This window comes from Streptococcus sp. SG2 (genome assembly GCF_030439925.1).
GTDB lineage: Bacteria > Bacillota > Bacilli > Lactobacillales > Streptococcaceae > Streptococcus > Streptococcus gordonii.
Genome location: NZ_JAQFJD010000001.1, coordinates 53,938 through 79,764, shown reverse-complemented (window position 1 = coordinate 79,764; position 25,827 = coordinate 53,938). Strand labels below are relative to the sequence as shown.

Sequence of the window (25,827 nt, the reverse complement as noted above, 5' to 3'; positions counted from 1 at the left end):
AACACCCCGAAGGTTAGATTATTTCTAACTTTCAGGGTGCGATTTATCTGCTAGATTACAAAACCAGTCTTATTTCTATAAAAAACGATTTGCTCCAAACTACTGAAGATTCTCTAGAGTTCGGTGTTTCCTATTTAGGCTTAGAATTTAATCCAGCAAGCAAGATGGGAAATGCCAAGTGTAAATAAAATGATGAGATAGCATTATTTCTCTTCTTTACGTCCACTAATCACCTTCCATAAGCCGGCTAAAAGTAAGCTTAGCATACCATAGACTGACCAAAAATTTGCTTTTTGACCTGTTTCAGGAAGTCTTGCTTCTCTTGAAAGACCTACTTCTTTTGAAGAAGCATCATTTTCTTTGTGTTCAAGATTAGCGATTTCAACCTTTTGTTCCTTACGGAATTCCATAGAGTCCCGTCCTACTGGTGGTTGTTGATCCATTTGTCCTCCCGGCTTAAGTTCAGAACCACTTCCCTTGTCCTGCTGATTGTCCTTTTCTACTGCAGGGTTCTTTTTAGCAATTGCTAGGATACGGTCTGCTAACTTAGCGTACTCGGTATCTTTCTCATTTGGCTGATAACGAAGTAAGAGAGATTGATTTTCTTCTACAATTGGTATCGTTGCAGAAATAGAATCTGTCTTAAACTTGACTTCGTATGGATCAGCATAATAAATGTAGTCTGGATCAAAAGCATGTAAGGTTAGGACCAGACGATGACCCTTTTTAACAGTATACAAGTTTGGCTGCAAGTACATAGTATAGTTGTGGTACTCATTTTCTTTTAAATCGATTGAATGTCTAGAACTTGCAGAATTAAAACCTGAATCTGGGTTAGCCAAGTTCATCCAGCCTCTAGAGATAACCACGCTTTTCACTTTATGCGTTTTGTATTCTTTCACTGGAAGGCTGTCTAGATTGCTACCATGCCAGTCCCCTTTTTCATCAACCGTTTCCTTTTCGAGTGTACGAGTACTATAACCGTTCTTGTCATAAGTAATTTCTTCTTTTACAACATCAAATTCCTCATCAGATACATCCATCAAAGTCGCGCTGACATGAGCATGCTTCTTATCACCTTTCAAGAAGGCTGCACTAAAATGAAGAGGGATATTGCCTTTAATAGTAATATCACGATCAACTGGAGCCGCATATGAAGCACTGACAGCAGATGAATGAAAGGCTGCGTCTTGGTTTCTCGTAGTCCAATTTTCACCCGTGCCATAAAAATCACTAGATACAGTCACATCCTCTCTCTTGGAATAGGCACGAGCAGTGATTTTATTGTCCGTTTCCCATTTGTCAAATCGACGCCACTTGGTTGGATCTAGGTTGTCCTGAGCAGTCACCTGTGGAAGATGTTCAATGCCATTTTGAAGGCCGAATAAATAATGACTATACCATTGATTCATTAAATCGTTAAAGGCTTGACCAGCCACTGTGGTTCCTGCCCAGCGAGTGGATGGATAAACGTGATTTCCTTGGTGCAGCAATACTTTTGGATCTATACCTGCCTTCTTATATGCTTCTAGCATTAATTCAAAATGTTTTGGTTTAACATTATCATCATTAAGCCCTTGGATCAGCAAGGGAGCAGCTTTTAGATTGGCTGCATTTAGGGTATAGTCACGCTTAGCATATTCTTCATTATAATTATGACCATCCTTGTGTTGCAGCTCATTTAGTTTAGTGATATAAGCAGCATAGTAGTCTTTAATTTTATCCCAGTCATCCTTGTCTAAAATCCGACCAGAGGTATAAACAGACAACCAAGATAGATCATTTGAAGCTCCCGTATCAAGTGGAGATCCTTGACTATTAAAGTGATCATACCAACTGGCAATTCCCGCTGCCGGTACAATGGTTTTAAGACCTTCTACACCAGTAGATGCGACCCCAAAAGTTGTTGTTCCAGCCCAAGACAAACCAGTCATGGCAACATTGCCACTCGACCAATCCGCCTTGACCTCCCGATTGCTTGTTTTATCTGCATAGGCCTTGCGTTTGCCATTCAACCATTCGATAATACTCTTGTAGGCAGCAACTTCCAAATCAGAACCTGTTGTATTGATTCCATCTGACCCTTTTGAGCCCAATCCACTACTTGTTACAACCGCATAACCACGGACCAGGTAATAATTGTACCAGTTCAGGTTTTCATAATCATAATGAGTGTAATCTGCTGAACTTTCACGTGGATTGACATAGTACCAATCTTTAGGTTTAGTCGCTTTTGCAACCTCTTCTGTCGAAATTTCTTTGACTGCTTTTCTCTTGTCTGGCTTGGTATAGAGCTTAGCCATGTCAAATTTGCCACCTTCTTTGAGACCAAGCCCTTCTAGGGTACGTTCTTCTGTCGTACCTGCAACGTATGGGCTAGCTTCAAAGATTGTCGGAGCTTTATAATCCCCTTTTACAGCAGCTTTCGGAACTTGGACGAAAGTCTTTACCAAGTCTGGTTTCCCATCTCCATCTGTATCATAGTCCGTTTCAACATAAACAACATAACGAACAATATCACTATTCTCATATGAATAATGTTCAGGATCATCACCACGAGTAAATGGGAAAATAGGCTGTGCTCTCCCATTCATAAAGAGAGGTGTCTTGCGCTCTGCTCTATAAGCAGCATGGAGTTTTTTCGCTGCAGCAACCATAGTCACAAGGTCTGTAACTGGATCGGATCCTTTCGCCTTTTGGTCAATCATTCCTAGACTCTTAGCAAAGGCTAACCGATCCTGGTCAGTTGAACCGACTTGTCCTTCTTTTGTCGATGCCCATTTCAAGAGTTGATTAACAGCTTCGCCAACTGTTGCTTCCTTCTTAGAATCTTCCTCAGTCCTTGCTTGACCAGTTACTTCTGACAAGTCTGCTAAGGTCGTCTTAGGTGGATTAGACACTCTAGTAGCACTTCTATCATTTCCTGGCTCTCTACTCGAATCTACAGCTGTTGCATTGTTCTCTATCCTTGAATCAACTTTCTTTTCAGTATCACTACCAGTATCTGCACCTGACTTTTCAGGAACCGCTCCCTTGTCCGTAGCTGATTTATCCGACACATTTGAAGACTCAGGGACTGCTTTATCGAAATGATTTTCCTTCTCACCTATAGATTGATTGGAATCGATTGCTTCCTCAACGACCGCTTTTTGCCCTACACCTTCAGTAGAGCTTTCCTTATTAACTTCAGCATTCTCACTTGATTCTACATGCTCAGATACCGATTTATCAGGACTAGACTCTTGATCCGTACTGGTCGCCAAGACTGGCTCGACACTATTTGTGCCAACTTCATCTGCTTGAACGTGACGCGCTAAAACAAGAGGACTAATCAATAAACTTGCAGCTACAATCGAAACAATGGTTGATTTTTTCATAAAATGACTCCTTATACAATGTTTTCAAAATCAGCAGTCAAGGCTAGTAAATACAATTTCCTTCACTGCCGTCTGATAAACAAATAACGAAAAAATTTTTAAATACATTCAGGACTTTCAAAAGCTTGAAGCGCTCCACCCCTCTTTCACTTTACAAAACGCCTCTTTTAAAAAGGCAAGATGACTCCCCCTCCTTATTGGAAATATCTGCTCTATTTCTTAAACTTAGATAGAAAGCAAGATCATTGAAGAGGAGAAACAATTAGGAATTTAAACTGTAATACACTATTTTAAAGGCCAATTAGTATCAGATACTGCAAAACATAAACTAGCAAATTACTGATAAATCAAGCCAAACTACTCATCATACTTTTCTAAGACTCACGTTATACTGAAAACACCTCTTAATCAAATAAATCCTATTGACTCTCATTTAACTACAGTCAAAGAGGCTTTCTGAGGGCCTCTTACTATTATTCTTCAGCAAACTACAGCTTCATTCTAGCACTATATGTAAGCGCTGTCAATCTATCTTTGTCTATTTTACACAAAATCAAAAAAAATAAGAACACCACATTGTTCTGTGGTGTTCTTATTAGATTGTAAAGTCTATTCCTGCTTGTCTAAGAGTTTTCAATTAAAAGGAAATGCTAAATCGCATCCATTTACCATCAACAGCTTCAAACTTATAAGCAAACTGATGCTTATCTAAAATTTGCTGAACGATAAAGAGTCCCAGACCTGTCCCTCCATCTTTCCGGTTTCGGCTATAATCCGGCCTGTAAAATGGTTGAAAGATCTGCTGGATCTGAGTCTCATCTAAAACACGCTCAGCCTGGTTTTCAATGACCAAGAGGTGTTCTTCAAGGCGGATTGAGATTTTCCCATTTTGAACAGTGTAGTTAAATGCATTATCAATGAGATTTTTGATCGCCTTGACCAAGTAGATCTTATTGCCCTTCATTTCAGCCTCTTCTAAACTCACTTGGAACTGATAGTGCTTCATGTCTGCCATCAGTTTGTAGGCGCCGAGATTTTCTTCTAGAACCTGCTTCAACGAAAAGACTTCCTCAGTCACCTCTGTTCCCATCTCCATTTTAGAGATAGCTAAGATGGACTGAACCAGATCGGACTGCTCTTCTAAAATTTCTCGACATTTATGAAGGTAGGTATCTCGATCCTTGAATTCCCCTACGCCGTATATCATACCGTCAATCATTCCCATCATACTGGTTATTGGCGTCTTTAGCTCATGGGAAGTCATACGAAGGAACTCAGCCTTCTCTCTTTCACTCTCAGCAACCTTTTCATTTTCCACTTTCAACGCTTCCATACTTGTCATTAGGTTAGCATAAAGGTGATTGATATCCTGAGCGAGTTCAGCGATTTCATCTTTTCCTTTAGCTACACAAACAACATCTGGCGCTAAACTGGTCATCTGACGAGTTGCAGCCGATATATCCTTTATCCGCTGACTAGAGGTCCGGCTGTAAAGATAGGCAGAAAGTCCTCCTAGGCTAAGGGATACGACTAAAACAAAAGGATAGAGATTGAGCAAAATATGACTGGCATCACTGACGGGCTGCAGAGAATATTCTCCCTGCAGGGTCAAGATTTTTCCATCAGATGTTTTAAGCTTTTTACTGATACTTTTATGCTTAGCTGTTCCATCAGCCATGGTAGGAAGGATTGTTAGTTGTAAGGAATCTTGCGTTTCACTTACTTCAACAGTCGGGTAAACGACCTGATCTTTGGCATCTGTCAAATTAAACCAGATTCGATTATTTTTATGACTATAATCAGTGAGAAGAGATTTCATTTCGTCAATCGACTTTCCCTTCATTTGCTGAGTCACTTGTTCAAATTCATGATTAGATTCTCTACTCTTTACTTGCTCATAATAGATTGGCATAGCAAAATAGAGACTAGCAAGCACTACTGTGACAACAACAAAGATAATCGAACTGGTCAGCAGGAAATTCTTTTTTACAATCTTCACGCCTGATCTCCACCCAATTGATAGCCCATACCAGTAATGGTTGACAAAGGAATTCCAGGAACTTTCTTGCGAATATTCTTGATATGATTGTCCAAGACACGACTATCTAGCTCACTATAGCCCCAAATGGTATTCATAAGCTGGTCTCTTGTCACTAAATGGCCCTTACGTTTAGCAAGAACTTCTAGAATTTCATACTCCTTCTTGGTCAGAGCTAGCTTTTCTCCTTGCCAGAAAATCGTACAATCTTCTAAAACCACGCGCAAGTCACCGATGACAATTTCAGAATAAACAGCAGTCCGACGTAAAATATTTTCTATTCTTTTCACCAAAATGAGGGGTGAAAAAGGCTTAGTCACGTAATCGCTAATCAAGTGATTAAAACTCACTAGCTGGGTATATTCATCATCTAGAGCAGTTAAAATCATGACTGGGATCTGCGATGTCTTACGGATTTCCTTGAGGACATCTAAACCACTAACGGATGGCAACATCATATCTAAAATGACTAAATCAAAAGTCTCTTCTTCAAACTGACGTAGAGCCTCTGCGCCATCATAAACTGGCGTAACACTGTAGTTACTTTCTTTTAAAAATTCACATATGACTTGGTTAATAGTAGTATCATCTTCTACGACCAAAATCTTATACATAATGACTCCTTATTACTTCTATTCAAAGCGCAAAGCTTCGATTGGATCAAGCTTGGACGCCTTGACGGCAGGTAGCAATCCAAATACTACCCCTATTATACAACAAAATAGCAAACTTACAAAGACTGAGAAGAGGGAAAGAATGTAAGGATAAGCCAATGACTGAGTAATAGCAAAACCAGATAGGATTCCAGCCACTACTCCTATAAATCCACCCATCAAGGTCAAGATAACTGCTTCAATCAAAAACTGCTTGAGAATGATTTTTCGTCTTGCTCCCAAAGCCTTTTTAATACCAATTTCACGAGTCCTTTCTGTAACAGAGACTAGCATGATGTTCATAACACCAATCCCTCCGACCAGAAGGGAAATACTGGCAATCCCTGCCAAAAGTACAAAGTTTGATTGGTTCAAATTATCTAATTGGCGTTCAAATTCCTGTAAATTCAGCACCCCAAACATATAATCAGAACTAGGGACTTGTTGATTGAGATAATCTCCAACTTTTTTTGCCACCTTCTTTAGATCATCTGCTTTATAGGTTTGAACTGTCACCTCAGGATTGACATTCAGCTCCTCAAAAAGCCTGTGCCATTGTTGGAGTGGAATGTAGGCAACCCGATCAGCTCCCGCTGTCAAGCCACTTTGTTCCGTAGACTCAAAAACACCAATTACCTTGAAAGGACTTCCCTTGACTTCGATGTATTTTCCAATCCCATTTCCATTTGGAAAGAGACTATCATAGAGAGATTTTTCCAGATAAGTAACCTGCTCTTGGTTTTGGAAAGCAGGATCGGAAAAATCTGCACCCTCTACGGTCCGCATTTTCTTGATTTCTGCGATATTTTGAGAAACAGCCTGTACCTTACCAGATGTTTTTTGTTCCAGATGGTAAATCTTGTCATCCGTTCCATAGGTTAAAAGAGCATTCTTAACACCAGGAATTTCTCGAATCTTATTTAGTATATCTTCACCCATGAAAGGGATGTAGCCAGGTTTTTTTGCCTGAGCCTTTTCAGGTATACTAGGGTCAATCACATTCTTCTTATCATAGACCACTTTGATGGTATTATTACTGCCACCGATCAACTGTCTCTTGGTGTTTTCTGTATTTCCTTCGATAATTGAAAAGATAGCAATGATGGCACCGATCCCAATGATAATTCCCAGCATGGTCAACATTGAGCGCATTTTATGCGATAAAATGGAATTTAGAGCTACAAAAATATCTTCCATAAATGTCTTAATTCCTTTCTACCTCTTTGTGTTCAATATTTCCATCTCGTAAAACAACTGTTTTCTTGCACATTTGAGCCACTTCTGGTTCATGGGTAATAATCACGATTGTCTTTCCAGCTTCATTAAACTGCTTAAAAAGTTCCATGATTTGTACGCTGGTCTTGGTATCCAAGGCCCCAGTCGGTTCATCTCCAAGAATAAAACTTGGGTTAGTAACCAAAGCGCGGGCAATGGCTACCCGCTGCTTTTGTCCCCCTGATAATTCCATTGGCTTAAATTCGCTTCGCTCTTCTAAGCCTACCAAACGTAACATTTCCATTGCCCGTTCCCGTCTTTCCTTTTTGGGAATCTTCATATAAGTTAAAGGCAATTCCACATTTTGACAAGCCGTTAATTTTGGCATCAGATTGAAGTTCTGAAATACAAAGCCAATCTTTTGATTTCGTAAATCTGACAATTGATTATCCGACAGATTGGATACATCCGTACCTTCAATATGATAAGTTCCAGCATTAGCCTTGTCCAAGCACCCTATGATATTCATCAGAGTTGATTTACCGGATCCTGACGGACCCATAATAGCTAGAAAATCACCTTCTTTTACATGAAGATCGATTCCTTTTAGAATAGGAAATTCCTGACTGCCCTGTTGGTAAGATTTATGGATTTCTTTAAGCTTTAACATCTGCTCCTACCTCCATGCCCTCTTTCATGCCGTTCTTAACACTAGAGATACTGTCTTCCATCTTCAAACCTTCTGTGATTTCAACAAGCGAACCCTTAAGGTCCTTGGTCTTGACTTCTTGTTTTTTGATCTTTTTGTTTTCTACTTTCCAAACATAAGATTTACCGTTTTCTGTGAACACATAAGATTTATTCACAACAACCTTGCCTGCTTCAGGCGCATTTTCAATAACGTTGACATAAGTATGAGAACCAATCAAAGGCATATTTTCGGCTTGGTCTAACTCTACTTTATATGGATATTTAGCTTGATTTGGATTTTCCTGTTGTTGTTTGTTACCATTTGCTGCTGCATCCGCTGTAAGAGTACCGACTTGAGTTACTGTACCTGTCCATTTTTTCTTAGGGTTCTTACGGTCAACTACTTCAACCTTTTGTCCTACTTGTAATTTCTCGCGATCAAATTCACTAACGTTCCCTTTTACAAAAGTCTTGGACTTGTCCATGATTTCGATAAAGTTTTCTTCTTCTTTCTTAGCCTTTGATTGAGTCGGTAAGTCTTCATTCATAGAAGTGATAGTGCCCGCTGTATCTGCTGTTACTGTATCATATTTCATTCGGTCTGATTCAGTTTGAGCTGTTGCCTGAGCTTTTTCTGCTTCTATCTGAGCATTCTTTACTTCATTATCAGCTGAATTCGCATCGCTTAAACTTTGAGCAACTTCATCTTCTGCAGATTTGATCTGCTCTAGTAGAGACTCATCATTATTCGCATTATATTTTTCACGCAAGCTGTTCAAATTTGCTAATTTACGATTATAAGTCTCCCACTTAATTGAGGCATTACTTTGCGCCGTACTAATACTATTAGACTTAGCCTGAGCATCATATTGAGCTGATTGAGCCGTCAGCTCTTGGGAAGTTACATAGGAAAAGAGAGGCTGTCCCTGTGTGACAGTGTCGCCATTTTTGACGAATACTTCCTTGACCTCACCTTTTGATGGATCGATCTTAACCTTACTGCTATTATTCGGTGCAACTTCACCAGATAAAACCAAACTTTTCTTCTTAGCTTCATCCACAGCTTCTTGAACTGTTTTAGAGTCAACTTTATTGTTAACAACAACAGATTGATTTTGACCTGGCTGCAAAAGGAAGTATCCTCCCACAGCTGCACAAGTCAATAAAGCTACACTACTGATTAAAATAATTTTAGAATTTTTCTTTTTTCCTCGTAACATACTGCCTCCAAGTCTCACGACCACTCATTATTATTCTGCACTTGAATCTGCTGTATCTGTATCTTCTTCATTATCAACCGGAATTTGAACAATATTTCCATCTGGCATGGTATATTCTGTCACTTCTTTCCCATCAACTACTTTGTTTTTCTTATCTACAGCATCCTTCTTGTAATCAATTGGCTTGCCATCTAAGGTCTCTGTTTTTTGCTTATCCTTATTTCCACAAGCTGCTAAAAATATAATTGAGAGTCCTAAGACAGCGATAAGAGTAGCTAATTTTTTAAAGTTCATGATGTTCTCCTTTTTAGTAAGTTATTGGGTTAAAATCTGTTGTAAATGTTTTAATCAACAAACATAAACAGCTTTTTAACCTTTTTGTTTTGTTTGAACAAATCTATTCTAACAAAGCTATCTAAGACCCTCCTACCTGCCATCTGTTTTTTTTGTGTTTTTTAAACTGATACTATTCTTTTGAATTTTTTGCATATCCTATCATGAAAACCAATCCAAGCTATTTTATGATATAATGACAATATCTTTAATAAACACCAATACGAGGTAAGATTATGACACAAACAGTTTACTTTGGTACTTATACACGTCGAGAATCAAAAGGTCTTTACAAGGCAGATTTTGACTCAAATAATGGAATTTTGTCAAACTTAGCGCTAGTGGCCGAAGAAGCCAGTCCGACCTATCTTGCATTTGACGCTGCTGATCATCTTTATACTGTGGGGGCTGAAAATGGGCAAGGAGGAATCGCTGCATATGATAAGGATTTCAAGCTTTTAAATCATGTCGTTGAAGAAGGAGCTCCGCTCTGTTATGTTGCAGTAGATGAAAAGCGTGATTTGGTATATGGAGCCAACTATCATAAGGGGCAAGTCCTAGTCTACAAACGTTTATCTGATGGCAGTCTGAAGTTAGCAGTTTCTGACACGCATGAAGGATCTGGTCCACATGAGAATCAAGCTTCTGCTCATGTTCACTTCACTGACTTAACACCTGATCAATACTTAGTTACATGTGATTTAGGAACTGACCAAGTGGTAACCTATGACCTTTCAGAAGATGGGAAACTAAAAAAATTAGATACTTACACTTGTGCGCCTGGTGCTGGAGCACGCCATCTAGTCTTCCATAATTATTACAAAATGGCTTATCTCATTTGTGAACTAAACTCAACGATTGAAGTTCTTATCTATGATGGCGTCGGCCAATTTGACCACTTACAAACTATCTCGACCCTACCTGAAGACTTCACTGGAGCAAATGGTACTGCTGCTATCAGACTTTCTGCAGATGGCAAATTTCTCTATGGATCCAATCGTGGGCATGATTCAATCGCTGTCTATAAAATTCTCAAGGATGGCAGTTTGGAATTAGTCGAAATTACACCAACTAATGGAAAGAATCCACGCGATTTTAATATCACACCTGATCAAAAGTACATTATTGCTGTTCACCAAGACTCTGACAATGCAACAGTTTTCAAACGTGATATAGAAAGAGGTAAATTAACAGAAATCTCTCATGACTTTTATGTTCCTGAATCTGTCTGTGTCACCTTTAAGTAAGCAGATTTCTTGCTTTCTATTTAATAGTTTGATTAAATTATTACCGTATGAAAAAATGACTAAGTAGCCTGTTATGAATCCCCTAGATTTATTTAACCAAGTAAAAGAAATGATCGAAAAGAAAGATTTCGATGCAGCTAAAAAGTTTGTTGAAGATAATAAAGACAAACTTGGCGAATACCTAGACCAAGCCAAAAAATTAGTAGCTGGAAATGAAATGGCCAGTGACGCTATCGATAAAATCAAAGGTTTGTTTTAAGCAAACTATAAAAAGCATCCTCATTGAGAGATGCTTTTTTATATATACACAAATTTCAGATACTGGCTAGGCATTTTAAAAAATAGCTCCCAGTTTCTATTTAAAAACTGGGACTTAAGTACTAAATATTAATCTGACTTTCTTCTTTTCTTTGCCCTGTAACAAACATGGTAAATGTTGCCTTGCAGACATTTTCTTTTTCTTGATTGCTAATAACCACATCTACTACTCTCGTTTTACGTCCTGGATGAACACAGGTCCCTGAGATAGTAAGCTTATCACCAGCATGTCCTGCTCGCAGGTAGTTAATTGAAGACTGGAGCGTTACTCCATCTAAACCTTGTGATATCAAGACTAGACCAGAAATCTGATCACAGAGAGTAAAAAGGTAGCCACCGTGAGCATTACCATAATAGTTTAGAGAAGACGTCACCACTTCGGTCGTAACAATGACTTGGCCATCCTCCATTTTTTCAATTTCGTAGTTCTCAAATGCTGAAATCGCATCAAAGTGAAAATCTTTCATTTATTTCTCCTCACAATCTGTGTCTTATCATACTACTTTTCATCGATTCAAGCAAGGAAAGTCCCCAAGAAGTCGATAAATACTCTGATTCTAGCTAATCTATTGTCTTTGCTGATTTCTTTTATTAATAAAGCCTTTTAATTCTTCCAATCGTTCTCTTGTTAGCGATTGAGCAAGAAAAGCATCTTCGTTAACATCTTTGGCTTCATTAAATTCATGCATAGGAACATTATCATACTGCTTTACATTTACTGGTATAAGCTTCCCTTCGCCATAAGTTATAATCTCTATATTACTATCACTAAAAAAAGTTCCATAGTAGTCTTCTCGAACTACTACTGTCTGCCCTTTTTCCTCAAGATAGGCATAATGGCTTACTGGAACATAAATTGTAAAAAGAAAGCCAATTATAGGAGAAACTGCCAACAGCAACAAACCTAAAGTAAGAGCAGGATAAAGAACCCATTTGTATCTTTCAATCAATAAATAGAAAGCGAGGAATAAAAAGAGAAAAGCAAGCCACGGACTCAACTGAGGTTTCCACAATATACTGGTGACCAAAAAGAATAAAAGAACCGCTAAAAGTGCCAGATTCCTAGACTTCCATCGATGAGCTACAAGAAGTCCAACAATCAAGAGAATAAGAGCTGGCCACTCTCTACTTAGAATATATAGAAGAAAATAAATCATCTCCCGAGTCTCCCTTTACTTTATTCAAAAATCCCTCAAGTCAAGCTTGAGGGATCCTTACTTCATTCAATCTGAATGAATTATTTTTTCAAGTCATCTCCCTATTATATAGGATATCACAATATACTCAAGCAACAACACTTTTTTTACTAATCTTAAAATATAATACAAAGTATATACAAGCACATTATTTTTAAAAGGTAGTAAAAAAGGTATTAAATTTATGAGTTCAGCAGGCGAGAAAAAACCTCCTATTCTGGGGCTTTTTATCTAGTTCTTCTGCGTATTCTTGGCTTCTTATTCCACTTAGATTTAATCGACTCCATCGTACTGATGGATTTAAAGCCATAATATTTAGCAGTATCATCGTCTTTTATAAGCTTATCCAGCGAATTAACGATATCACTGAAATGGTACTTAGGGTTTATTTTATTCATCATATAGCTAATTATAAGAAACGGTAAAGCAATTCTATTTGAATAAACCCCTGGTTTTAACTCATACAAATCATTTTTCCACTCATCTTTTAATTGAGGAACTGTTTTAAATTTAAAGTCAATAATATTTGAATTATGAGCGCAAATATTTCTAACTAAATTTATACATTTTAACCAAGATATTAACTCTGAATTATCACAATTAAAAAAATTAGATATCTTACTAAGATTCCTAACAGACATTAGTTCTAACATATTAACCATTTGTCCGAACGTAAGGACATTTACAGCAAGCCAGATGGGAGGATATTTTGATTGATCAATCTTTAATTTTTCATCTATTTCCGAATTAGAAGATTTCCTTAGCTCAACTAATAAATTTTTTCTAAATTTATTTTCACTATACTTAAGATAATGCTTACAATATTCTTCTTTATTGCACCACTTTGAAAAATTAAGATAGCCATAACCATTTAAATCACTCTTTCCCAATACATAAGCTATCTTTGTTTTTAAAGCAACCTCAATATCTTCAATTGCGTGTAGTAAATTTAACCTCAAATTTTTATCTTGATAATATCTCGAAATAACAATTTCAAATTTAGTATTTTGGTAATTAATAATTTTCTCAGTACCATTCTTTGTTATCTTTGCAAATGGTTTGGCAAATTCCTTAATTTTATAGTACGAAACTATTGATAGACTATTTATTGCCTTGTCTCTAGATGCTTCATTCCCAAAACACATAGACCTTGACTCTAAAAGTTTTATTTGTTCTTCATAGCTTTTATGCTCAAAATGCTCAATCATAGTATTTCCCACTTAATTATTTTTATGAAAAAACCTCCCATCAGAACGTGTCTGCGCATACGCGTGGGAGGCCATTGATATCTTTCGTATTAATTATATAATATAAGTTTCAGAAAAACAACTATTTTTATTCTTTTTATCAATTTTTTTACTTTTCATCAAGTTTAGTGTATTTTTCGAAGTGTTAACAGTTTATATCTACTTTTCAATCATTTTTCATTTGCTAATCAAATACCACTATGATTGTATGCGTAAAACAGCATCCAATTGAGGACTTGTTTTTCCTGAATTTGTGGTGCTTTAAGTTAGTTTCAGCAGTTTTTCGATCTTATCAAGTAATTCTCTATATTTTAGATTATCATTCTCATTATTGATAAGATATTCATTTGCAACGATGTTTAGTGATTGGTAGAGTCCCCCCATGATACCAGACTGTTCATCAGTTAATCTATCTTGTTCTGAGTATTTATCGTAATACATCTTACAATTCTCATATATTCGTTCATTCAATTTGTTATAAAGATCAATCAATTCCTAGTTCTCCTGTCTATCATATTGCCAATAAAGTTGAACTATTTTTAAATACTATATTAAGGCAGTTATAATCTATACAATAAAAACCTCATTTCTGAGGTTAAAAAAGTAGTAGGACGGATTTGCACCGCCATTTCTCTATGATATAGAGCGTATTCCTTCTTCAAACCACTGCTCTACTTACCCTATTCTTATTATCTCATATCTTATTGACTTTAGCAAGGAAATCAATTTTTTACTAACTTATGATAAGTAGATATATCAGATAATGGAATAATACTAAAATACAAGTCAGAATAAGTATCAAACCTTTTATTAAGATGAGCGTAGGCCTGACTAGAACTTAAATACAAAATCTTTTGGCACGCGCCAATCACATTGATGCGATTATACACATAAACTTCTTTCACTGTTTGCAAAACATCATCTTCACTAGTTTGTACCCTAATATCCGTTATCTGCTTAATAGTATTGTATTTCTTATAAGCTAACATATCTTGATTTTTAGCAGCATCTCGTATCTTGCGCTCTAACACATTATACTGGGGTAGTACAAAGGGTAGTAAATTCAAAAAAGCACCTTAGGATAACGCCCCAAAGTGCTTAATATCAAGGCTTTACAACCTCTAATAATATTAAAAGATTATTTTTTCAAGTTGTAGAAAGATTGAAGACCTTTGTATTGAGCAACTTCACCAAGTTGATCTTCGATACGAAGCAATTGGTTGTATTTAGCAATACGGTCTGTACGTGAAAGTGAACCAGTCTTGATTTGACCTGCGTTAGTTGCAACTGCGATGTCAGCGATTGTTGAATCTTCAGTTTCACCTGAACGGTGTGATACAACTGCAGTGTATCCAGCTTCTTTAGCCATTTCAATCGCTTCAAAAGTTTCAGTAAGAGTACCGATTTGGTTAACTTTGATAAGGATTGAGTTAGCAGCACCTTCTTTGATACCACGTGCAAGGTAGTCAGTGTTTGTTACGAAGAAGTCATCACCAACAAGTTGTACTTTCTTACCAAGACGTTCAGTAAGAGCTTTCCAACCATCCCAGTCATTTTCATCCATACCATCTTCGATAGTGATGATTGGGTATTTGTTAACCAATTCTTCAAGGTAGTCGATTTGTTCTGCAGATGTACGAACAGCAGCGCCTTCACCTTCAAATTTAGTGTAGTCGTATACTTTACGTTCTTTATCGTAAAATTCTGATGATGCACAGTCAAATCCGATAAATACATCTTTACCTGGAACATAACCAGCAGCTTCGATAGCAGCGATGATAGTTTCTACACCATCTTCAGTTCCTTCAAAACGAGGAGCGAATCCACCTTCGTCACCAACGGCAGTTTCCAAACCACGAGATTTAAGAATTTTCTTAAGAGCGTGGAAGATTTCAGCACCGTAACGAAGAGCTTCTTTGAATGTTGGAGCACCAACTGGCAAGATCATGAACTCTTGGAATGCGATTGGAGCATCTGAGTGAGATCCACCATTGATGATGTTCATCATTGGAGTTGGAAGAACTTTAGTGTTGAATCCACCAAGGTAGCTGTAAAGTGGGATTTCAAGGTAGTCAGCAGCAGCACGAGCTACAGCGATAGACACACCAAGGATTGCGTTTGCACCCAATTTACCTTTGTTAGGAGTACCATCAAGAGCGATCATTGCACGGTCGATAGCTTGTTGGTCACGAACATCGTAACCGATGATAGCTTCAGCGATAACATTGTTTACGTTATCAACTGCTTTTTGTGTACCAAGACCACCGTAACGAGATTTGTCGCCATCACGAAGTTCAACTGCTTCGTGTTCACCTGTAGAAGCTCCTGAAGGAACCATTCCACGTCCGAATGCACCTGATTCAGTATAAACTTCTACTTCAAGTGTTGGGTTACCGCGTGAGTCTAGGACTTCGCGAGCGTAAACATCAGTAATAATTGACATTTCTTACTCTCCTTTGAGTTTTTTTATTTACTCTTCTATCATACTCTAAAAAAGCGTTTTTTTCAAGAAAAAATCGTCTCTTAACCTTAAAAAATCTAGATTTATCAAGCAACCGCTTACACACTTCATGCTTTTTCTATTCTTATGAAATATTATGAAAATAAGTATTTTTGCAGCACCTATAACTTTGTGCTATACTAAACCTATGACAGATATTAATAAAGTAATCATGGAGAAAGCCCAAGGTGGTGCCAAACTTAAGCCTGATGAGCAACGAAAATTTTTAGGAACTTTTGAGGAACGAGTACTAGCCTTCTGCTCTGTTGAACAAGCAAACGGTTCTCTCGTTCGTAGTCACTTCAAAGAAGTGCTCAGCAAAATTGTAGAAAACTATCAGCCTGTCCTAGTCAAAATTTCACCAGAAGTGGAGTCTAGCAATCAAATCTTTTATTTGAAAATATCTAAAGATCTTAGTTGTGAGGCAACAATTGTTTCTAGTGATTGCCAAACTTCTCCTTTTGGCCTCATTATCCACAGTGACCATCTAGTCCAAGTGGATGACAAGGACATGTTCCAACAGTTTGCTAGTCTTTTTCAGCCAACAGAAAAGCCTACAAAAGAAAAGCAAACTATCTGGAAAAAGTGGTTTGGATAAGATGACTAACTTAGAGAAACTTTTTGCTTTTTTTGATGCAGAAAATCAGCGAGACTGGCAAACCTATCAGACCTTTCTTTCTGATCAAGTAAGCTGGGAATTACAGGGTGATACAATCGAAATCATCAAAGGCAAGGCGGACTATCTAACTAAAATTCAAAAAGTCTACCAAAACAACCCCGTCCAATTTCGTTGTACTTATTATCAGCTTAGTCCCGACCAGAATCGGATTGTGACCATTTTAGAAAATGACTTTGGGGACCTGTCTTGTGACATCTTCTTCTTTGAAAAAGGCTTGATAGTCAAAGAAATTGAATACCTACTAAAAAAGGCGGACTAACCGCTTTTTTTCATTTTTAGTACATTGCCAATATTTCTTGCTGTTCGAATCAAATTTTGCTCCGCCTGCTCTAGTATCTTATCTAAACTATCTGCTCGCGCAATAATCGGAAAAGCTGCCTGGATATTCCCAACTGGGAAATCCGGTAAATCATCTTCCAGACTTCCGCAAATAGCCAGTACAGGGATACCTTCAGGTGTTCGTCTTGCGACCCCAACAGGTGCTTTACCCGCCAAAGACTGACGGTCCATCTGTCCTTCGCCAACGACGACCAAGTCCGCTTTTTTAACTCTGTCATCAAAATCCAGTAAATCTAAACAGGTTTCGATACCCGAAACGATTTTTCCTCCAGCAAAAGCGACCAGTCCTGCAGCCATTCCGCCTCCGGCTCCAGCTCCATCCATATCAATCACCTGAGGATCAACCAACTGATAGAAATCTGCCATGGCTTGATCCACTTGAGAGAATAATAAGGGAGCTAGACCTTTCTGACCTCCGAAAACAATTGTCGCACCACGCTCACCGCAAAGAGGATTGTCAACGTCAGTCAAAATCTCAATCTCAAGTTCTTTCAAGAAAGCAGGAACCTGCTCAGCTGATATTCGAGCGACCTTTCCCAAAGACGAGCCAATGGGGCGCAATCTATGATTGCCCACATCGAAAAATTCATAGCCCAATCCAGCTGCCAATCCAATTCCACCGTCGTTACTGGCCGAACCTCCAACACCCACTAAAATTTTTCTGACACCGTCTTCAGCTAGGTACAAAATCAATTCTCCCAATCCTTTGGTCTCTATGGCCAAGGGATTTCGTTTTTCATGAGGAATAGAGGCGAGTCCGACCAAGTCAGCCATCTCAAACAGTGCTTGCTGACCGTTCCTAGCATAAGGCATTTTTACTGGCTGGCCAAAAGGGCCAGTCACAGTGTGGTAAAATTCAGTCCAGCCCAAGGCTGCTGTCAGCGCAGCCATTGTCCCCTCGCCCCCGTCACCAACCGGCAGCAAGTCAAAGCTAGCATCTGGCAAGGCCTGAGAAAATCCGTTCTGCAGAGCCTGAGCAACCTGAGCAGCTGATAAACTTTCCTTGAAAGAATCTGGTGCAATTAGGATATGCATACTTCTCTCCTATTCTTTTCTATTGTCTAAAAGATCAATAACCCGATAGAGGTTGCGTTCTTGAATCTGGTAAGGAGCCTGCTCACGCACGATTGGCTTGGCCATAAAGGCGATTCCCATCCCCGCCGCCTGAATCATAGACAAATCATTGGCGCCATCCCCCATAGCAATCGTTTGATTTAATTCTAAATTGTTTTCAGCTGCCCATGCATTTAGCATGGCAAGCTTGGTATCCTTAGTGACAATCTTTCCTAAGACTTGACCAGTCAAAATGCCCTGCTGGATTTCCAAACGGTTTGCCTTGACGTAGTCAACTCCTAGCTGCTCAGCCAGTCTGTCCACCGTCTCATGAAAACCACCTGACACCAAGCCTACTTTATAACCACGTTTATGTAGCTCCTTGACCAAATCCTCGGCTCCTGGCATGAAATGGATCCTTTCTGCAATTCGAGCAAAAATATCCTCTGGCAGCCCTTTTAAAAGGGCCACCCGCTCACGCAAGGCAGCTTCAAAGACCAACTCTCCTCGCATGGCACGCTCGGTAATAGCCGCGACCTGAGTTTCTATACCAGCCTCCTCTCCTAGCAGGTCAATCCCCTCTTCCATGATTAAGGTGCTGTCTACATCCATGACTAACAAGCCTTTGACTGTTTTCATCTCTTAACTCCTTACCAATTATTGATTATCCATCTTATTGTTTAAATATAGTTAAATCTATTTGAACAGCCTCATCCTTTGATTCCATTAGTATTGAAATCCCATAAATTGTTCCACTAGAGTGATCTAATCTTATTCGACAGGTAGTATCCTCTGGTAGATCATACTTGTTTTTGAGATGTTTAAAGAGTTCAGATTGATTTTCTGGCTGGTAGATGATATCGCGAAGCTCTGTTTCTGCACTCTTAAAAGTCTCTTTCACATCTAAGGATTCAAAATGATTTCTTTGAACAACTAAGTTAAGAATCTCTTCATCAAATAAAGGAGTTATCTCTGAGCTGTAAGTTAGTTTGCCGTTAGAATAAGTAACGGGAATAGTCTCTTCTTTATCACCGATTGTTATTGTGTAATCACCCTTAATATCAGCTTGAGTAATATCTAAATCCACTGAATATTTTTTGACTTCGTCTCCATGTTCTATATAAACACGACTTATGTAACCTTTTAATCCAGTAAAATCCTTTTTCTCTTGTTCTAAAAACTTAAACATTGGCTCAAAAGTGCCTTCAAAATCATACTGTTCTCTTGTTCTGTTTTTTGGAATGGTATAATCATCCAAACGCCAGCCATTTATCAACGTTATCGATAAAACGACTACACCTCCGAGAATAATGAGAGTAATATATTTTTTAATCTTTTTCATTCTTTTATAGACTTTCCGCTTTCATTTTTCCCTCTATTATAACATAAGAGCTTTTTTGCTGAGAATGAAAAAAAGTTCCCTTAGGAACTCTTTTAAAATCGAATATTCTCGCGTGTTTTCTCATAAGATGTAACAAAACGACTTGTTACGCCAGGCTCAACAACCTCGAGAGCTTGAGAAATCACTTCGAATGAACTTTCATAATCGAATTGATTTTCAAAGATATCCAAAGCTTTATTAAAAGCTTCCTGAATACTTTGATCAAAGGAACGATAACGATTAGAATACTGAAGAAGCTGTTCTGTCAAAGTTGCGTACTGAACAATCTGATAGGTTTCAGTTTCCAAATCATGAATGTCATTTGTAACATTTTCAAGTAACAAATTAACATTATCAATATTTACGCGCAACTGCTCCAACTCTGTAAGCAAGGCCTCTGTATGATCACTGGCTGTAAAGAAGAGACTTAAGAAACTCTTTGGAATTCCTGGTAAATTGCGTTTTTCCATATAGCGCTTAATTGTGTGAAGCTTGTTGATGTAGATGTTGACTTTTTGACGAGCATTGTCATCATCTTTTTCAATTCTCTCTAGACGCTCACCAAGAGTGATTTGTTCGTCTTCAATTTCTTTCAAGCGCTCTTGAGTTGCTTCAAGTGCTTCCTGAGTTAACGAATAAGCTTGTTTATTTTCAGCTGAGTCTTCTACAGTAGCTAAAACAACTGCCTCTAATGCAGATAATTCACTTTGTAAATCACGAACTTTCTCATCTTCTTCATCAGATAGAAGATACATCTTAGACAAACGATCCAACTCACTTTGAAGGTGTTGGTTGTTTTCTTTTGTGTGTTTCAAATAAGCCGGTAAGTTTTCTTGTAATTTTTCAACAACTTTCTGAGCAGCAATCTCTCGCGTAAAGATGTCATACAAAGCATTGATTTCTTCTTGAATTTGAGTATTTTCATATTGGGCATTATCCAACTCCAAAGCAGCAATATTCTCATAGTTTTGAGTGATATTAGAATGGAGTTGTGAGAAGCGAGACTCGATATCCGTTTCAACAAAATGATATCCAGCTTCCACTAATTTCCGATAACCAGATTCAAGATCTTCCAGCTGGTCTGGTAAAACTTCTCTTAGTTCAGTGACAATACTTGGCACCTTATCAACAATATGAGTTAAAGCAAGGATATGGTTCTCAGTTTTATCCAAAATATCCGCAGCTTCTACTGGATCCCCAGAAGAATTAAGGGTAACAAATTGGGAGAACTCTGATTCAATATTTTGCAATTGCTTTTGAATCTCTTGAACTGCTGGTCCATACTTTTCAGTGTCTTCAGCTACTTTAACTTGTAGATTTTCAAACAATTCCAAAGCATGAAGAACACGTCCACTATTTTTTGCTTCTTGCTTTTCTAAGTCTGCTAAGGCCTCACGGATTAACTCAATATCTTCTTCAACCAGATTAATCTGACTTTCAATGTTATCAATCGCATGCTTTGCCTTTAGAAAGCGAAAGGAATTGTTATAACCTTCTGCTTCAAAGATATTATTTTCAATATCTGCAAAAGAATTAAGGGAAAGATCGACCCATTTTTGATTCCACTCACGGAAAGTCACCTGACTTTGACCGATGAGATGCATATTCTTAATCGCCTCTACTTCATCATTCACAGGAAGATTATATAGTTTCTCTTTACGTTCTTCCAAACTATCAAGTAGAGTCTCATTTCTCTTTCTTAGGACAACAGCAGCTACATAAGCAAGAATTAAAGCTACTGCAATCACTATGATTAGAATAATTAGTCCGTTAGACATATAAAACTCCTTCGTATTATTACTTGAGAATAAACATAATGATTATATCATAATTTCATTAGTCTTGTATACAATTTCTTCATTTCTATACATCTAATGTACTGTAAACAGCATTTTCTTCTATAAATTCGCGACGTGGTTCTACCCGATCTCCCATCAGCATATCAAAGATTTTGTCTGCTTCTGCAGCATCGTCAACTGAAACACGCGCCATCAAGCGGTGTTCTGGATCCATGGTTGTTTCCCACAATTGGTGATCATCCATTTCTCCCAAACCTTTATAACGCTGAATTGTAGGCTTAGAGCGACCTTCACTATACCTAGCTAAGGCTTCTTGAAGTTTTATTTCTTGATCAGCACCTGGCTGAATATATTCTTTTACTTCGCTTCCAACTTTAACGCCATAGATAGGTGGCTGAGCGATGTAAACATAGCCTGCTTCCAAGACCGGCTTCATATAGCGATAAATCAAAGTCAAAAGCAAGGTACGAATATGGGCTCCATCGACATCGGCATCGGTCATGATAACCAATTTTTGGTAACGACACTTGCTAATATCAAAATCAGCACCAAAACCAGTTCCCATAGCCGTGAAAAGACTCCGGATTTCTTCGTTGGCCAAAATTTTATCCATGCTGGCCTTCTCAACATTGAGAATCTTACCTCGAATTGGCAAGATTGCCTGAAATTCACGGTTCCGTCCTGACTTAGCTGAACCTCCAGCTGAGTCTCCCTCTACGATAAAGAGTTCTGTTTCAGCAGGATTATTTGAGGAACAATCCGCCAGTTTACCTGGCAAATTCGAAATTTCCAGACCAGATTTTTTACGGGTGACTTCTCTCGCTCTTTTTGCAGCTATTCTAGCTTTTGAAGCCAAAATTCCTTTTTCAACAATCTTCTTAGCAACTGCAGGATTCTCTAAAAGAAAATCTGAGAACGCTTCGCTAAATAGACGGTTGGTAATTTTAACAACTTCGCTATTTCCCAGTTTGGTCTTGGTTTGTCCTTCAAACTGAGGATTCGGGTGTTTAACAGAGATAACTGCTGTCAAGCCTTCTCGAACGTCTTCACCTGTGAGATTATCTTCGTTTTCTTTGAGAAGTTTATTCTTCTTAGCATAGTCATTGATGACTCGAGTTAGGGCTGTACGGAAACCTTGCTCATGTGTCCCACCTTCATGTGTGTGGATATTATTAGCAAAACTCATCACCGTTTCATGGTAGCCTGTCGTATACTGCATAGCTACTTCCACGGTTATATCTTCCATTTCTCCATCTGTATAAATAGGATTGTCGAAGATTACTTCCTTATTTTCATTGATGTACTGGACATAACTAGCAATCCCACCTTCGTAATGGTAGTCTTTACTTTGTTCCATACCATCTCGTTTATCAGTAATCGAGATAGACAAGCCTCGGTTGAGAAAGGCAAGTTCTTGGATCCGTTTATTGAGTTTTTCAAAATCAAATTCAACAGTCTCGGTGAAGATTTCTGGGTCTGGCGTAAAATGAACCGTTGTACCTGTACGATCTGTATCACCGATCACTTTCAAATCAGCCACGACCTGGCCACGAGTGTATTCTTGGAAGTGAATTTGACCATTTTTATATACTTTAACATCTAGTTGGGTGGACAAAGCATTTACAACAGAAGAACCTACACCGTGAAGACCTCCTGAAACCTTGTAGCCACCACCGCCGAATTTCCCTCCAGCGTGAAGGACAGTAAAGACAGTTTCAACAGCAGGACGGCCAGTTTTTTCCTGGATATCAACTGGAATACCACGTCCATCATCGACAACTGTAATAGAATTGTCTTTTTCGATAAAGACTTGAATATGACTAGCAAAACCAGCCAAGGCTTCGTCGATAGAGTTATCAACGATTTCCCATACCAAATGGTGCAGACCTTCTTTAGAAGTTGATCCAATATACATACCCGGACGCATACGAACTGCTTCAAGTCCTTCAAGGACCTGAATCTGGCTGGCATCATATTCTTGAGATTGGATGTCTTGTTGCTTTTCTTCTGTCATTTTATTCCTTTTCTGTATTTAAATGTAAATAATTCTTTAGATTTTCCATGCTATCAAAAAGATAAGTAGCAAAACCTGCAGCTTGACCAGCCTCTATATCTAATGGGCGATCACCAATAACTAAGCAGGAGCTAATCTGGTACTTTTCCTTAAGATAATTCATGGATTCTGGGTCTGGTTTCCTCTTAAAACCATTATCAGCTGTGACAATTTCTGTAAAGAGGGATTCAATTCCTGTTTTAGAGATAATTTCTAAAACCTGATTGTCCCGGTGGGAGACTAAAAAGTTTCTGCCACCTTGCTCAATTATGATCTCTAGTAGCTCTTTTGCTCCGTCAAATAAAACAGGATGCTGAAGTTCCTTAGCTTCATTGGCCTTGTAAGACCTCAAAAAATCGTTCACTCCCGAAGCAAACTGTTGTACTGCATAATCCGTTGACACTTTTAAAGCTTGATATACTTCATCATGGCTGGCTTCTATGCCTAATGACGCTAAGGTTCGTACAAAAGCAGCTGTGGAAGTTTCATAATTATCGAGAAGCGTACCGCCTAAATCCCAGATATAATCTTGATAATCCATAGCTTTTATTATACCATATTTTTCCTGAAAAAGCGCTAATATTGGTCAAATATACTGTTAAGAATCCTTTTAATCCAAATAAAAATAAAGAATCAATTTCGCATTTATTTTTTAAACACAAAAACCCACTTATTGATAAATGGGTTTTCTAGTTTATTTTCCAAAAACATCTGTATATAGCATACCCTGGCGTAAGGAATCCGCATCACCACCTAGCTTCTCCACTATGGCATAAGCAAAAGCAAGCGCAGTTGAGGGACCTCGACTTGTAATAAGTTTGCCATCAGTAACCACCGTTTCCTTCAGGTAATTCCCGCTCTTAATGCTCTCCTCAACGCCATCATAACAGGTGAATTTTTTATTCTCCAGTACTCCTGCTTTTTCAAGTGCTATGGGAGCGGCACAGATTGCGGCAATCCACTTATCTTCTTCCTGCATCTTAGTTAGAGCTTTCATCAGGCCCTGGTCATCTCTAAGGTTAGCAGACCCAGGCATTCCACCCGGCAAAACAACCATATCATAATCGTCTAAATTTCCTTGCCACAATCGGTCAGCTTGAACACTGATTCCATGAGAACCTGTCACTACTTGCTCAAATCCAAGAATATGACAGGCAATATTGGCTCGACGCAAAACATCCACAACTGTGAGTGCTTCTATTTCTTCAAAACCATTAGCCAGTATAACCGCAACTTTCGTCATGAATCCTATCCTCCTATTTTAATTTTTTCAGAATAATTTTCTTTCGTCTTCTAGAATATCCTGTCTGTTGCTCTTCTAAAAGATTATTTTGATAACTAACAGAAAGCAAGAGACCTACTCCAATTAGGTTACTGATAATAGAGGAGCCTCCTTGGGAAATAAAGGGCAGGGGAATTCCTGTTAAAGGAAGTAAGCCCGTCACAGCTCCAATATTTTCAAAAATATGAAAAATCAGCATCATAGTGAGACCAGTAGAAATGTAGGTATAAAATTGATTGTTCGATTTCAGAGTAATCCTTAACATGCGATAAATAAGCAAGAGGTAGAGGGCAATCAGGAAGATAGAGCCTATAAAGCCAAAGTCTTCCGCAATTACCGTAAAGATCATATCACTTTCTCGCACCGGCACTAATAAATTGGATACATTAAAACCTTGCCCCCAGATTCCACCGCTACCGATAGCAATTTGGCCCTGAGCTTGTTGATAAGTAGTTGTTTGGGCATATTCAAAAGGATGAAGCCATGCTAAAATCCGATTAATTTGGTAAGTCGGCATGCCTAGATTGTGAAGAAATGCCCTACCACCTTCCCAGGTAAAAATTAGCATAAAAGCTAGAAAAAGTGAAACGCCCGTTAGAAAGATAGGAAGAATAATTTTCCAAGAGACTCCAGATAAGAGTACAATTCCTGAAAAAATAGCCATAAAAACAAGAGCCGTCCCCAAGTCACTCTGTAAGGTCAGCAAAATCAAGACTGGCACTGTATAGAGAAAGAGCTCTAAAATCAATAGCCAATCCATTTTAATCGTCCTAATCTTGTCTTTATTTCGTTGGCTGAATTGAACAACTGAACGCGATAAGATCAGAATATAAGAGATTTTCATAAACTCCGACGGCTGGAAGAGGGTCGTACCACCAATAGTTACCCAGTTTTTAGCTCCTGTCGAAGCAACAAGAGACGGGCTATAAAAGACCAAGGGTAGAACCATGAGACCTAAACCAAAAACGTAGAGAAGGGGAGTTATCTTCCAAAGAAATTTGGTGTTAAAAAACATGACGACAAAACTAATCACAATCCCTAAAGCTATCCAAGCAATTTGCTGTCCAACTATTGCCCAGGCACTAGCAGGGTAGTCATGACTCACTGCTATATAAATGGCCATGATCCCAAAAATCAATAAACAAATAACTGGTAAAATTAAACTATAATCCACTCGAGAATCAATCGAGGGTTTAAAATAAGACAT

The 25,827-nt window shown here is 38.3% G+C and carries 25 protein-coding genes; 4 read left to right on the top strand and 21 right to left on the bottom strand.

From position 1 onward, the window contains the following. Nucleotides 1-203: 203 nt before the first annotated feature. From PCY09_RS00370 to PCY09_RS00340, 7 genes are all read right to left on the bottom strand, one after another. Nucleotides 204-3,377 (bottom strand): CocE/NonD family hydrolase, encoded by a 3,174-nt coding sequence (locus tag PCY09_RS00370; protein WP_125397096.1) that lies wholly within the window; start codon nt 3,375-3,377, stop codon nt 204-206. Nucleotides 3,378-4,014: 637 nt separating this feature from the next. Beyond that, entirely contained in the window at nt 4,015-5,376 is a 1,362-nt protein-coding gene (locus PCY09_RS00365) for a HAMP domain-containing sensor histidine kinase (protein ID WP_125397095.1), read from the bottom strand. Further along, on the bottom strand, nt 5,373-6,029 hold the full coding sequence (locus tag PCY09_RS00360) for a response regulator transcription factor (RefSeq protein WP_008809355.1): 657 nt from the start codon (nt 6,027-6,029) through the stop codon (nt 5,373-5,375). The genes PCY09_RS00365 and PCY09_RS00360 overlap by 4 nt, the downstream gene beginning before the upstream one ends. 18 nt (nt 6,030-6,047) lie before the next feature. Then, entirely contained in the window at nt 6,048-7,265 is a 1,218-nt protein-coding gene (locus PCY09_RS00355) for an ABC transporter permease (protein WP_008809356.1), read from the bottom strand. 7 nt (nt 7,266-7,272) lie between these two features. Beyond that, nucleotides 7,273-7,953 carry an ABC transporter ATP-binding protein gene (locus tag PCY09_RS00350; RefSeq protein WP_053794512.1) on the bottom strand — a complete coding sequence of 227 codons (681 nt, stop codon included), beginning with the start codon at nt 7,951-7,953 and terminating at the stop codon, nt 7,273-7,275. Then, nucleotides 7,940-9,193, bottom strand: coding sequence for an efflux RND transporter periplasmic adaptor subunit (locus tag PCY09_RS00345; protein WP_125397094.1), 1,254 nt, complete (start codon nt 9,191-9,193; stop codon nt 7,940-7,942). The genes PCY09_RS00350 and PCY09_RS00345 overlap by 14 nt, the downstream gene beginning before the upstream one ends. A 30-nt stretch (nt 9,194-9,223) precedes the next feature. Beyond that, the gene (locus PCY09_RS00340; RefSeq protein WP_008809359.1) at nt 9,224-9,487 is read right to left on the bottom strand and encodes a hypothetical protein; all 264 of its coding nucleotides are present in this window, start codon (nt 9,485-9,487) and stop codon (nt 9,224-9,226) included. Nucleotides 9,488-9,762: 275 nt separating this feature from the next. On the opposite strand from PCY09_RS00340, the gene PCY09_RS00335 reads away from it, so the two are divergent. Both PCY09_RS00335 and PCY09_RS00330 read left to right on the top strand, forming a co-directional pair. Then, nucleotides 9,763-10,773 carry a lactonase family protein gene (locus PCY09_RS00335; protein ID WP_125397093.1) on the top strand — a complete coding sequence of 337 codons (1,011 nt, stop codon included), beginning with the start codon at nt 9,763-9,765 and terminating at the stop codon, nt 10,771-10,773. A gap of 73 nt (nt 10,774-10,846) precedes the next feature. Next, nucleotides 10,847-11,032, top strand: a complete 186-nt coding sequence (locus PCY09_RS00330) for a hypothetical protein (protein ID WP_045503673.1) — start codon at nt 10,847-10,849, stop codon at nt 11,030-11,032. Nucleotides 11,033-11,153: 121 nt separating this feature from the next. Here the strand turns inward: PCY09_RS00330 and PCY09_RS00325 are convergent, their stop codons facing one another. The 6 genes from PCY09_RS00325 to eno all read right to left on the bottom strand — a co-directional run bounded on the left by PCY09_RS00325 (nt 11,154) and on the right by eno (nt 15,977). Beyond that, a complete protein-coding gene (locus tag PCY09_RS00325) occupies nt 11,154-11,558 on the bottom strand; it encodes a PaaI family thioesterase (RefSeq protein ID WP_060970156.1) in 405 nt (134 codons plus the stop codon). A gap of 99 nt (nt 11,559-11,657) precedes the next feature. Then, complete coding sequence (locus PCY09_RS00320) at nt 11,658-12,248, bottom strand: hypothetical protein (RefSeq protein WP_125397092.1); 591 nt, start codon at nt 12,246-12,248, stop codon at nt 11,658-11,660. 266 nt (nt 12,249-12,514) lie between these two features. Continuing rightward, nucleotides 12,515-13,495 (bottom strand): Abi family protein, encoded by a 981-nt coding sequence (locus PCY09_RS00315; RefSeq protein WP_046165368.1) that lies wholly within the window; start codon nt 13,493-13,495, stop codon nt 12,515-12,517. A gap of 300 nt (nt 13,496-13,795) precedes the next feature. Further along, nucleotides 13,796-13,975, bottom strand: a complete 180-nt coding sequence (locus PCY09_RS00310; RefSeq protein ID WP_046165943.1) for a hypothetical protein — start codon at nt 13,973-13,975, stop codon at nt 13,796-13,798. A gap of 281 nt (nt 13,976-14,256) precedes the next feature. Further along, nucleotides 14,257-14,601 (bottom strand): hypothetical protein, encoded by a 345-nt coding sequence (locus PCY09_RS00305; protein ID WP_061584912.1) that lies wholly within the window; start codon nt 14,599-14,601, stop codon nt 14,257-14,259. 71 nt (nt 14,602-14,672) lie between these two features. Next, a complete protein-coding gene (gene eno / locus PCY09_RS00300; RefSeq protein WP_045503682.1) occupies nt 14,673-15,977 on the bottom strand; it encodes a surface-displayed alpha-enolase in 1,305 nt (434 codons plus the stop codon). 205 nt (nt 15,978-16,182) lie between these two features. Between eno and PCY09_RS00295 the strand changes: the two genes are divergently transcribed. After that, complete coding sequence (locus PCY09_RS00295) at nt 16,183-16,632, top strand: DUF1694 domain-containing protein (RefSeq protein WP_125397154.1); 450 nt, start codon at nt 16,183-16,185, stop codon at nt 16,630-16,632. A 1-nt stretch (nt 16,633) separates the two neighbouring features. Beyond that, complete coding sequence (locus tag PCY09_RS00290; protein ID WP_046165941.1) at nt 16,634-16,972, top strand: nuclear transport factor 2 family protein; 339 nt, start codon at nt 16,634-16,636, stop codon at nt 16,970-16,972. Here PCY09_RS00290 and PCY09_RS00285 read toward each other — a convergent pair. The 8 genes from PCY09_RS00285 to PCY09_RS00250 all read right to left on the bottom strand — a co-directional run bounded on the left by PCY09_RS00285 (nt 16,969) and on the right by PCY09_RS00250 (nt 25,827). After that, nucleotides 16,969-18,087, bottom strand: coding sequence for a glycerate kinase (locus PCY09_RS00285; RefSeq protein ID WP_125397091.1), 1,119 nt, complete (start codon nt 18,085-18,087; stop codon nt 16,969-16,971). The genes PCY09_RS00290 and PCY09_RS00285 overlap by 4 nt on opposite strands. A gap of 9 nt (nt 18,088-18,096) precedes the next feature. Further along, nucleotides 18,097-18,744, bottom strand: coding sequence for a phosphoserine phosphatase SerB (serB, locus tag PCY09_RS00280; protein ID WP_125397090.1), 648 nt, complete (start codon nt 18,742-18,744; stop codon nt 18,097-18,099). A 34-nt stretch (nt 18,745-18,778) separates the two neighbouring features. Next, nucleotides 18,779-19,447: a hypothetical protein gene (locus PCY09_RS00275; RefSeq protein ID WP_061584914.1), complete on the bottom strand. Its 669-nt coding sequence runs from the start codon at nt 19,445-19,447 to the stop codon at nt 18,779-18,781. 92 nt (nt 19,448-19,539) lie between these two features. Then, nucleotides 19,540-21,264, bottom strand: a complete 1,725-nt coding sequence (gene ezrA / locus PCY09_RS00270) for a septation ring formation regulator EzrA (RefSeq protein WP_061584915.1) — start codon at nt 21,262-21,264, stop codon at nt 19,540-19,542. Nucleotides 21,265-21,349: 85 nt separating this feature from the next. Then, complete coding sequence (gene gyrB / locus PCY09_RS00265; RefSeq protein ID WP_125397089.1) at nt 21,350-23,299, bottom strand: DNA topoisomerase (ATP-hydrolyzing) subunit B; 1,950 nt, start codon at nt 23,297-23,299, stop codon at nt 21,350-21,352. A gap of 1 nt (nt 23,300) precedes the next feature. After that, a complete protein-coding gene (locus PCY09_RS00260; RefSeq protein ID WP_125397088.1) occupies nt 23,301-23,879 on the bottom strand; it encodes an HAD family hydrolase in 579 nt (192 codons plus the stop codon). 153 nt (nt 23,880-24,032) lie between these two features. Then, on the bottom strand, nt 24,033-24,581 hold the full coding sequence (locus tag PCY09_RS00255; RefSeq protein WP_125397087.1) for a DJ-1 family glyoxalase III: 549 nt from the start codon (nt 24,579-24,581) through the stop codon (nt 24,033-24,035). Between the two features lie 13 nt (nt 24,582-24,594). Then, entirely contained in the window at nt 24,595-25,827 is a 1,233-nt protein-coding gene (locus PCY09_RS00250) for an FtsW/RodA/SpoVE family cell cycle protein (RefSeq protein ID WP_125397086.1), read from the bottom strand.

Bases quoted from the DNA above. Each gene is read 5' to 3' on its own strand.
- PCY09_RS00325 (WP_060970156.1), bottom strand. From the start codon at position 11,558: ATGAAAGATTTTCACTTTGATGCGATTTCAGCATTTGAGAACTACGAA.
- PCY09_RS00250 (WP_125397086.1), bottom strand. From the start codon at position 25,827: ATGTCTTATTTTAAACCCTCGATTGATTCTCGAGTGGATTATAGTTTA.
- PCY09_RS00360 (WP_008809355.1), bottom strand. From the start codon at position 6,029: ATGTATAAGATTTTGGTCGTAGAAGATGATACTACTATTAACCAAGTC.
- PCY09_RS00355 (WP_008809356.1), bottom strand. From the start codon at position 7,265: ATGGAAGATATTTTTGTAGCTCTAAATTCCATTTTATCGCATAAAATG.
- serB (WP_125397090.1), bottom strand. From the start codon at position 18,744: ATGAAAACAGTCAAAGGCTTGTTAGTCATGGATGTAGACAGCACCTTA.
- PCY09_RS00315 (WP_046165368.1), bottom strand. From the start codon at position 13,495: ATGATTGAGCATTTTGAGCATAAAAGCTATGAAGAACAAATAAAACTT.
- PCY09_RS00275 (WP_061584914.1), bottom strand. From the start codon at position 19,447: ATGAAAAAGATTAAAAAATATATTACTCTCATTATTCTCGGAGGTGTA.
- PCY09_RS00260 (WP_125397088.1), bottom strand. From the start codon at position 23,879: ATGGATTATCAAGATTATATCTGGGATTTAGGCGGTACGCTTCTCGAT.
- PCY09_RS00320 (WP_125397092.1), bottom strand. From the start codon at position 12,248: ATGATTTATTTTCTTCTATATATTCTAAGTAGAGAGTGGCCAGCTCTT.
- PCY09_RS00330 (WP_045503673.1), top strand. From the start codon at position 10,847: ATGAATCCCCTAGATTTATTTAACCAAGTAAAAGAAATGATCGAAAAG.
- PCY09_RS00335 (WP_125397093.1), top strand. From the start codon at position 9,763: ATGACACAAACAGTTTACTTTGGTACTTATACACGTCGAGAATCAAAA.
- PCY09_RS00345 (WP_125397094.1), bottom strand. From the start codon at position 9,193: ATGTTACGAGGAAAAAAGAAAAATTCTAAAATTATTTTAATCAGTAGT.
- PCY09_RS00350 (WP_053794512.1), bottom strand. From the start codon at position 7,953: ATGTTAAAGCTTAAAGAAATCCATAAATCTTACCAACAGGGCAGTCAG.
- PCY09_RS00310 (WP_046165943.1), bottom strand. From the start codon at position 13,975: ATGTATTACGATAAATACTCAGAACAAGATAGATTAACTGATGAACAG.
- PCY09_RS00340 (WP_008809359.1), bottom strand. From the start codon at position 9,487: ATGAACTTTAAAAAATTAGCTACTCTTATCGCTGTCTTAGGACTCTCA.
- gyrB (WP_125397089.1), bottom strand. From the start codon at position 23,299: ATGACAGAAGAAAAGCAACAAGACATCCAATCTCAAGAATATGATGCC.
- ezrA (WP_061584915.1), bottom strand. From the start codon at position 21,264: ATGTCTAACGGACTAATTATTCTAATCATAGTGATTGCAGTAGCTTTA.
- PCY09_RS00285 (WP_125397091.1), bottom strand. From the start codon at position 18,087: ATGCATATCCTAATTGCACCAGATTCTTTCAAGGAAAGTTTATCAGCT.
- eno (WP_045503682.1), bottom strand. From the start codon at position 15,977: ATGTCAATTATTACTGATGTTTACGCTCGCGAAGTCCTAGACTCACGC.
- PCY09_RS00295 (WP_125397154.1), top strand. From the start codon at position 16,183: ATGACAGATATTAATAAAGTAATCATGGAGAAAGCCCAAGGTGGTGCC.
- PCY09_RS00370 (WP_125397096.1), bottom strand. From the start codon at position 3,377: ATGAAAAAATCAACCATTGTTTCGATTGTAGCTGCAAGTTTATTGATT.
- PCY09_RS00290 (WP_046165941.1), top strand. From the start codon at position 16,634: ATGACTAACTTAGAGAAACTTTTTGCTTTTTTTGATGCAGAAAATCAG.
- PCY09_RS00255 (WP_125397087.1), bottom strand. From the start codon at position 24,581: ATGACGAAAGTTGCGGTTATACTGGCTAATGGTTTTGAAGAAATAGAA.